Genomic DNA, 7976 nt, shown 5'->3' on the forward strand with positions numbered 1-7976 from the left:
TATCATTGGCACATGTCCAGCCACCGCGTCCCCGCAGAGCGGGACCATGCCGCGTGGATGCAGCTGGCGCTGGCCGCCGCCCGGCACACGGGTGAGACGGCGGACGTACCGATTGGCGCCGTCGTCGTCGGTCCTGATGGAACGGTGCTGGGCACCGGCTGGAATGAGCGTGAGGTAACCGGTGATCCCACCGCCCACGCGGAAGTACTGGCCATCCGGCGGGCGGCTGCCGCGCTGGGCGCCTGGCGGCTGGAAGGCTGCACGCTGGTGGTGACGCTCGAGCCGTGTTCGATGTGCGCGGGTGCAAGCGTGCTTGCGCGGATTCCCCGCGTGATTTTCGGCGCCTGGGATGAGAAAGCGGGCGCCGCCGGGTCAGTATTTGACGTGCTGCGTGAACGCCGGCTGAATCACTGGACCGAAGTTTTCCCCGGGGTCCGCGAGGACGAGTGCGCAGCCCTGTTGAAGGAGTTCTTCGCCGCCCGGAGGGGATGACGTAGGGTGATTGCTAAGTACACTTACCAATCACGCCATCGCGGCAGATAGGGAGCAGGAATGAATTCGCAACAGGACGGCATGAAGGAACTCAGGAAGATTGTGAAGGACGCTGATATCGCGATCCTCACCACTGTGAACGCCCAGGGCCAGCTTGTGAGCCGGCCGCTCGCGGTGCAGGAGGCAGAGTTCGACGGCGACCTGTGGTTCTTCACGGAGGACCCCTCCCCGAAGGCGGATGAAATCCGCGCCAACCCACAGGTGAACGTGTCCATCAGCAGCGGCAAGGGCTATCTGTCCGTAGCGGGGACGGCGACGCTGACGAAGGACCGCGCCAAGATTGATGAGCTGTGGAGTTCTTCGGTCAAGCCGTGGTTTGACGGCAAGGATGATCCGTCTGTTGCCCTGATCAAGGTGGACGCCGACACCGCCGAATACTGGTCGTTTGATACACCACGAGTGGTTGCGGCTTTCGAGATTGCCAAGGGCATGGTTACCGGCGAGCGCCCTGATCCGGGGAAGAACGACGTCGTCGACCTCTAGCGTCCGCCGTTTTGGGCGCAGAGTCACTCAGCCGGTAAAGTGTTGGCGTTGGTGACGTGTCCGAGCGGCCGAAGGTGCAACACTCGAAATGTTGTTTGGTGTAAAAGCCAACGTGGGTTCAAATCCCACCGTCACCGCCACCTGAGAAGGCCCTGTTTCCCTCGTCACAACGGGAAACAGGGCCTTTTGCTTCCTCGAGAAAAGCCCTGCGGTGTGGAGCAATAGCAGAATTTCTGCCGTGCTTTGCTACACGTACGGCTCGATACCCAGAGACCAGACAGCCCACGGGTTGCGCCCGGCAACCTTTACGGCAATGGTGGGTAGTAAGGCTACTGACAATCCAAGGAGGACTCATCCATGTCCAGCGATATCAATCTCAAGGCACAGGAAAAGCTCGGCTCCATCATCGCTGCCCGGGAGGTGGACCGGCTGAATGAAGTGTTTGCGCAGGACGTCGTTGACCATGACCCCGCTCCGGACGCCGCTCCGGGTGTCCGCGGCATCATCGACTTCTGGGTTGACTTCCTGAACGCCTTCCCGGACCTCGAGCTTAATCCTGAAGTGTTGATGGCAGACGAAGACAAGGTCACCGTAGTACTGACTCTCGCTGGGACACACCAGGGTCCTTTTCAGGGTATTGAACCGACCGGACGCAGCATCCGTATCCGCGGAATCCAAGTGGCCCGCTTCGAGAACGGGTTGATCGTGGAACGCTGGGGCTGCTCCGACGAGGCAGGTATCCTCAAGCAGCTCGGCGCTGCATAGGTCGCATCTGAGTACAGCGGGTCAGCAGCCATCGTGCCCTTTGCGGCACTATGACTGCTGACCCGCTTCGCGTCGGCGTTAGCGTTGGAGCATGGCATTACGCGCGCTGGCCGTCGGCCGGAAACATGAACCCTGGGTTGCCGACGGCATTGCCCGCTACGAGAAGCGGCTGAAGAAGCCCTTTGACCTTTCCTGGCAACTCATCCCGCATTCCGCCCGCGAAGGCGACGCCGCCCGGGACGAGGAGTCGGCACGCCTCCTCGAACGGCTGGGCGGGAAGAACGCCGCCGATTACGTCTTCCTCCTCGATGAGCGAGGCAAAGCCATAGACTCCCCCACCCTCGCTGCCCGGCTCCAGCAGCCCCTCGACAATTCCCGCAACATCACATTGATCATCGGCGGAGCCTACGGCGTCAATCCCGAAGTGCACCAACGCGCCGACTTTGTCTGGTCTCTCTCACCGCTCGTCTTTCCGCACCAGCTGGTCCGGCTCATCCTCGCCGAGCAGCTCTACCGGTCCCAGGAAATTGCAGGGCGCCGGCCCTACCATCACGAGTAGCCGCCCTGACCATCACGAGCGGTAGGACCGAGCCAAAGCGTCAGCGGCAGCGAATAGAGTAGGAAGAACCTACTACTTCTACAGGAAGTAGAACGGCATCGCGGGAGGAGGAGACTGATGGCCAGCACGCACGCGCGCCTCGTACGCGCGATTGCCACCGCCGTCGTTATCTTCTTCCTTGCCGCAGGCGCTCACCTTGCCGGTGGAGCAGGGCTTCCCAGCCCGCTCATCCTCGGAACGCTCGCGGTCACCACGCTGCTCGCGGTGACCATCCTGTCGCGGAAAAAACTGCCGCTCCCCGCCGTGCTGGGTACCCTCGGCGCCGGTCAGATACTGCTTCACCAGGCGTTCACAACACTGACGACGACGGCGGCCTGCGTCCCTACCTCCAGCGTCCACTTCGGTCCGCAACAGGTTCACTGCACGCCCGCCGGCGGCATGGAGCACGCGCATGCCTTCTCGATGTTCGACAACCCGCTGATGCTCGCGGCGCACGCCGGTGCTGTCATTGTCACCGCGCTAATGCTTTATCACGGGGAAGCGGCGCTGGAACTGGCGGCGCAGTGGCTGCGGCCCCTTGCCGCGCTGCCGCGGCTGGTGGCTTTTCCGCCGCTGGCCGATCTCCCGGTCATCCCTGCAGCTCCCGTCCACGACTACCTCGCGCCGCTGCTGAGCATGAGGCAGCTGCGCGGTCCGCCCCTGTCCACCTCTCACTAACCAACACCGGCGCCACATCAGCGCCCTTTCCACACTTCAGCTTGTTCCTGGACAAGCACCTTTGAGAGGTAACACCATGAAATCTTCAGTTCGCCGTACCCTGACCGCAGCTGCCGCAACCACTGGCCTGATGGGCCTTGGCCTCACCGGCGCCGCAGCACACGTCAACATCACCCCCGACACCACGGCGGCGGGCGCACACGCCCTGCTGACTGTGTCGTTCTCGCACGACTGCGAGGGTTCGCCCACCAACAAGCTCACCATTTCCCTGCCGGAACCCCTGGTGGACGCCAAGCCGGAGATTGTTCCCGGGTGGACGGTGGAGAAGGTAACCGAGACGCTCGATGAGCCGCTGACACTGGATAACGGAAGCAGCGTGACCGAGCGCGTCGGGCAGATCGTATACACAGCCGAGACCCCTGTGCAGGACGGCTACCTGCAGCAGTTCGACATGTCGGTTCAGCTGCCGGAGCGCGAGGGTGAAACGCTTGCGTTCCCCGTCCTGCAGAGCTGTGTGGAGGGAGAGACCGACTGGGCGGAAATCCCCGCTGAGGGCGAGGACCCGCACAGCCTCGAGGCACCCGCACCCACCATCACGCTGACCGGAGCCGAGGAGCACGGCCACGCTGAGGAAGCGGCAACGGAAACCACCGCCGAAGAAGCTGATCTGGAAAGCGCGTCCGCCAGCAATGACTCCTCCGGCGCCTCCACCGTTGGCTACGTAGGACTTGGAGCCGGCTTGCTCGGGCTGATCGCCGGCGTCACCGCCCTCCTGCGCACGCGCAACTCCAAGGCGTAAGGGTCTAACGTTCCCTGCCTCAATCGGCCACGCGCCGTCGCGGCTGTTTGACGCAGGGAACGTTCCCCATAAGGGTGAGTTCATGACCACCCGTGTACCCGCTTCCTGCCTGCTCGCCGCCGCCGTCGCACTTGGAACGCTCGCCCTGACGGGTTGCGCCTCCGGCGAGCCGGCAGCGGAAGAGACCGGTCCCGCGTCGTCGGCTAGCGAGGAGCCGACGACCGCGGAGGAGCCGACGCCTTCCCAATCGACCTCGAAGTCCGCCTCCGCAGAGCCCTCCGAGAGCAGCGAACCCACGCAATCCGCCACCGCGGATGCGAGCCCGACGGCGTCGCCTGCGGACGGCGTCTGCACCGCCGACATGCTCAGCGCGGTCCTCGAAACCGAAATGGGCGGCGGCGCACCGGGCAGCGTCTACCGGCAGATCATCTTCACGAATACGGCCAGCGAGGAGTGCGAGATCACCGGCTACCCGGGGGTGTCCTATGTGGACGCCGCCGGCAACCAGGTGGGCGCACCCGCAGACCGCGAGCCCGCGGAATCCGCCGAGGTGATCCTGGCTCCAGGTGAATCCGCTGTTGCACCCGTGAAGCAGACAAACGCACAGAACTACGGTGCTGACTGCGAGCTGACGGACGTTGCCGGCCTGCGCGTGTACCCGCCGAATGACACCGAGTCGCTGATCGTCGACCAGACGGGCACCGCGTGCGCAGCCGAAGACATCGTGCTCATGACGGTAGCTCCCACGAAACCGCTGTCACCCTGACAGCAAACTCTCGGCACCGTGTGCTCCCACCGCAGCTGACAGAATGTGTCGGAGGGGTAGGAGATGATGAATCGATGACATCGGTGCTTGAGAAATTCACGCCCGCCACACGCCAGTGGTTCGAGGGCGCCTTCTCCGCACCCACCCCTGCCCAGGAGGGCGCGTGGAACGCCGTCTCGGCGGGCTCGCACGCGCTGGTCGTCGCTCCAACCGGATCGGGGAAAACCCTCGCCGCGTTCCTCTGGGCGCTGGACAGTTTCATTGCGCGTCCCGTTGAGGGCAAGCGGTCCACCCGCGTGCTGTATATCTCTCCGTTGAAGGCGCTCGGCGTCGATGTTGAGCGCAACCTGCGCGCTCCGCTGATCGGCATCACCCAGACCGCCAAGCGACTGGACCTGCCGGCACCGTCCGTCTCCGTGGGCGTGCGCTCCGGGGACACACCCCAGGCCGAGCGTCGCGCGCTGCTCACCCGGCCGCCGGACATCCTGATCACCACGCCGGAATCCCTCTTCCTCATGCTCACCTCCCGGGCGAGGGAAACCCTGATGGACCTGGACACCGTCATCATCGACGAGGTCCATGCGGTAGCCGGAACCAAGCGGGGCGCGCACCTCGCAGTTTCCCTGGCGCGGCTCGATGCGATGCTGGAGAAGCCGGTCCAGCGGATTGGCCTCTCGGCAACGGTGGAGCCAAAGGAGACCGTGGCCCGCTTCCTCGCGGGGAATGCTCCGGTGGAGATCGTGGCTCCGCCTTCGAAAAAGTCGTGGGATCTCACGGTCACCGTGCCCGTGGAAGACATGACCGAACTGGGCGGCGCACCCACCACCGACGACGACGACGGCGGCCCCACTGCCTCGCCGAGCATCTGGCCTCATGTGGAGGAGCGGATTGTCGACCTGATCCAGACCAAGCGGTCAACGATCGTCTTCGCCAACTCCCGCCGGCTGGCCGAGCGGCTCACCGCCCGGCTGAACGAGATTCATGCTGAACGCCTGGAAGCCGCGTCCTTCTGGGATCCACCCGCGAACGCGCCCTCGGTTACGCCTGCGGATTCTCCCGCCGATCCGGCGGCTGTCGAGAGAGCCGAACTGAAGCGCACGCCCGCCGAACTGATGGCCCAGGCAGGGCAGACCGAGGGCGCCGAGCCGTTGCTCGCCCGCGCCCACCACGGCTCTGTATCGAAAGACCAGCGCGCGCTCATTGAGGATGACCTGAAGTCCGGCCGGCTGCGGTGTGTTGTGGCGACGTCGTCCTTGGAACTGGGCATCGACATGGGCGCCGTTGACCTGGTGATCCAGGTCGAGTCCCCGCACTCCGTGGCCAGCGGCCTCCAGCGCGTGGGCCGGGCCGGGCACCAAGTGGGCGAGGTCTCCGAGGGCGTGCTGTTTCCCAAGCACCGCGGAGACCTCGTGAACACCGCCGTCACCGTCGAACGGATGCTGGCCGGTCAGATCGAACCGCTCTACATTCCCACCAACCCGCTGGATATCCTTGCCCAGCAAACCGTCGCGGCCACCGCCCTCGAGACCATCGATGTGGAGGAATGGTTCGACGTGGTCCGCGCATCCGCGCCCTTCGCCACGCTTCCCCGCTCCGCCTTTGAGGCGACGCTCGATCTCCTGGCCGGCCGGTACCCGTCGGATGAATTCGCCGAACTGCGGCCGCGCATCGTCTGGGACCGGGTGGAAGGGACCATCACCGGCAGGCCCGGCGCCCAGCGCCTGGCCGTTACCTCCGGCGGCACCATCCCGGACCGCGGGCTGTTCGGCGTCTACCTCGTGGGGTCCGAGGACGCCGGATCAAACCGCGGCGGCCGGCGGGTCGGTGAGCTGGACGAGGAGATGGTCTACGAATCGCGCGTCGGTGATGTCTTCGCCCTCGGTGCAACCAGTTGGCGCATCGAGGACATCACCCATGACCGCGTGCTGGTTTCTCCTGCCTTCGGGCAGCCGGGCAAGCTTCCCTTCTGGAAGGGCGATTCCCTGGGCAGGCCGGTGGAACTGGGCCGGGCACTCGGCAAGTTCGTCCGCGAACTTTCGAATGCATCGGAGGACGACGCCGCTGCCCGGTGCCGCGCGAGCGGCCTGGACGAGTGGGCGGCCGGCAACCTGCTCGCGTATCTCCGTGAGCAGCAGCAGTCCACGGAAGTGGTGCCGAGTGACCGCACGCTGGTGGTTGAGCGCTTCCACGATGAGCTCGGTGACTGGCGGGTAGTCCTCCACAGCCCGTTCGGCATGCCCGTGCATGCGCCGTGGGCGCTCGCGGTCGGTGCCCGCCTTGAGCAGCGGTACGGGATGGACGGCTCCGCCATGGCGTCCGATGACGGCATTGTGCTGCGAGTGCCGCTCATGGAAGACGAGCCTCCCGGCGCCGACCTGTTCCTCTTCGATGCGGAGGAACTGGACGGCATTGTCACGGCGCAGGTAGGCGGGTCCGCGCTCTTCGCATCCCGGTTCCGGGAATGTGCAGCGCGGGCGTTGCTGCTGCCACGGAACAACCCGTCCAAGCGCAGCCCGCTGTGGCAGCAGCGGCAGCGCTCCGCACAACTGCTGGACGTGGCACGCAAGTTCCCCACCTTCCCGATCATCCTCGAGACAGTCCGCGAGTGCCTCCAGGACGTTTATGATCTTCCGGCGCTCAAGGACATCGCCGCGCAGATCGACCGCCGTGAACTCCGGATTGTCGAGACCACCACGTCCCAACCGTCGCCGTTCGCGCGCACCATGCTGTTCGGGTACGTTGCGTCCTTCCTCTACGAGGGCGACTCACCGCTCGCCGAGCGCCGCGCCGCAGCGCTCTCGCTCGACCCAACTCTCCTCAACGAACTGCTGGGCCGGGCGGAACTACGTGAACTCCTCGACGCCGGCGTCATCGCTGACACCGAGCAGGAGCTTCAGCGCCTCGCTCCTGACCGGAAAGCACGCGGCCTCGAGGGCGTCGCGGACCTCCTGCGCCTGCTTGGCCCCCTGACCCCCGCCGAAATCGCCGAGCGGTCCGAGGAACCCGGGGAAGCGGCCACGTCCGCGGACGCGCTGGTCAAGGCCAACCGGGCACTGCGCGTCAACGTTGCCGGGGAAGAACGCATTGCTGCCATCGAGGACGCCGCGCGGTTGCGTGATGCCCTCGGAGTGCCGCTGCCCATGGGTGTCCCGCTGGCGTTCATCGAACCGGTCCCGGACCCGCTGGGTGACCTCGTCGGCCGCTACGCCCGCACGCATGGTCCCTTCACGGCAGCGGAAGCCGCCGCGCGGCTGGGACTGGGTGTCGCCGTCGTCGTCACCGCCCTGCAGCGGCTGGTCGCGGATGGCCGCGTGGTGGAGGGCGAGTTCCGCCCC

Annotated in this window: 8 protein-coding genes and 1 tRNA gene; all 9 read left to right on the plus strand. The window is 65.6% G+C overall.

Translation table 11 applies throughout. The features are described 5' to 3' along the window. Positions 1-12: 12 nt before the first annotated feature. Complete coding sequence (tadA, locus tag P4U43_RS06855; protein WP_277358052.1) at positions 13-492, plus strand: tRNA adenosine(34) deaminase TadA; 480 nt, start codon at positions 13-15, stop codon at positions 490-492. A 60-nt stretch (positions 493-552) separates the two neighbouring features. Next, positions 553-1035 (plus strand): pyridoxamine 5'-phosphate oxidase family protein, encoded by a 483-nt coding sequence (locus tag P4U43_RS06860; RefSeq protein WP_277358053.1) that lies wholly within the window; start codon positions 553-555, stop codon positions 1033-1035. Between the two features lie 50 nt (positions 1036-1085). Then, positions 1086-1175 (plus strand) — tRNA-Ser (locus tag P4U43_RS06865). Positions 1176-1392: 217 nt separating this feature from the next. Then, positions 1393-1800: an ester cyclase gene (locus tag P4U43_RS06870; RefSeq protein WP_277358054.1), complete on the plus strand. Its 408-nt coding sequence runs from the start codon at positions 1393-1395 to the stop codon at positions 1798-1800. Positions 1801-1891: 91 nt separating this feature from the next. Then, positions 1892-2359: a 23S rRNA (pseudouridine(1915)-N(3))-methyltransferase RlmH gene (locus P4U43_RS06875; RefSeq protein WP_277358055.1), complete on the plus strand. Its 468-nt coding sequence runs from the start codon at positions 1892-1894 to the stop codon at positions 2357-2359. A gap of 117 nt (positions 2360-2476) precedes the next feature. Continuing rightward, complete coding sequence (locus P4U43_RS06880) at positions 2477-3076, plus strand: hypothetical protein (protein WP_277358056.1); 600 nt, start codon at positions 2477-2479, stop codon at positions 3074-3076. 76 nt (positions 3077-3152) lie between these two features. Then, positions 3153-3875: a YcnI family copper-binding membrane protein gene (locus P4U43_RS06885; RefSeq protein WP_277358057.1), complete on the plus strand. Its 723-nt coding sequence runs from the start codon at positions 3153-3155 to the stop codon at positions 3873-3875. A gap of 82 nt (positions 3876-3957) precedes the next feature. Further along, entirely contained in the window at positions 3958-4641 is a 684-nt protein-coding gene (locus tag P4U43_RS06890) for a DUF4232 domain-containing protein (protein WP_277358058.1), read from the plus strand. Between the two features lie 74 nt (positions 4642-4715). Then, a partial coding sequence (locus P4U43_RS06895) for a DNA glycosylase AlkZ-like family protein (protein ID WP_277358059.1) occupies positions 4716-7976 on the plus strand: 3261 nt, incomplete at its 3' end.

This window comes from Arthrobacter vasquezii (genome assembly GCF_029455255.1).
Classification (GTDB): Bacteria; Actinomycetota; Actinomycetes; order Actinomycetales; family Micrococcaceae; genus Arthrobacter_D; species Arthrobacter_D parietis.

Excerpts from the sequence above, each read along its gene's own strand:
- tadA (WP_277358052.1), top strand. The coding sequence starts at position 13 with ATGTCCAGCCACCGCGTCCCCGCAGAGCGGGACCATGCCGCGTGGATG.
- P4U43_RS06860 (WP_277358053.1), top strand. The coding sequence starts at position 553 with ATGAATTCGCAACAGGACGGCATGAAGGAACTCAGGAAGATTGTGAAG.
- P4U43_RS06870 (WP_277358054.1), top strand. The coding sequence starts at position 1,393 with ATGTCCAGCGATATCAATCTCAAGGCACAGGAAAAGCTCGGCTCCATC.
- P4U43_RS06875 (WP_277358055.1), top strand. The coding sequence starts at position 1,892 with ATGGCATTACGCGCGCTGGCCGTCGGCCGGAAACATGAACCCTGGGTT.
- P4U43_RS06880 (WP_277358056.1), top strand. The coding sequence starts at position 2,477 with ATGGCCAGCACGCACGCGCGCCTCGTACGCGCGATTGCCACCGCCGTC.
- P4U43_RS06885 (WP_277358057.1), top strand. The coding sequence starts at position 3,153 with ATGAAATCTTCAGTTCGCCGTACCCTGACCGCAGCTGCCGCAACCACT.
- P4U43_RS06890 (WP_277358058.1), top strand. The coding sequence starts at position 3,958 with ATGACCACCCGTGTACCCGCTTCCTGCCTGCTCGCCGCCGCCGTCGCA.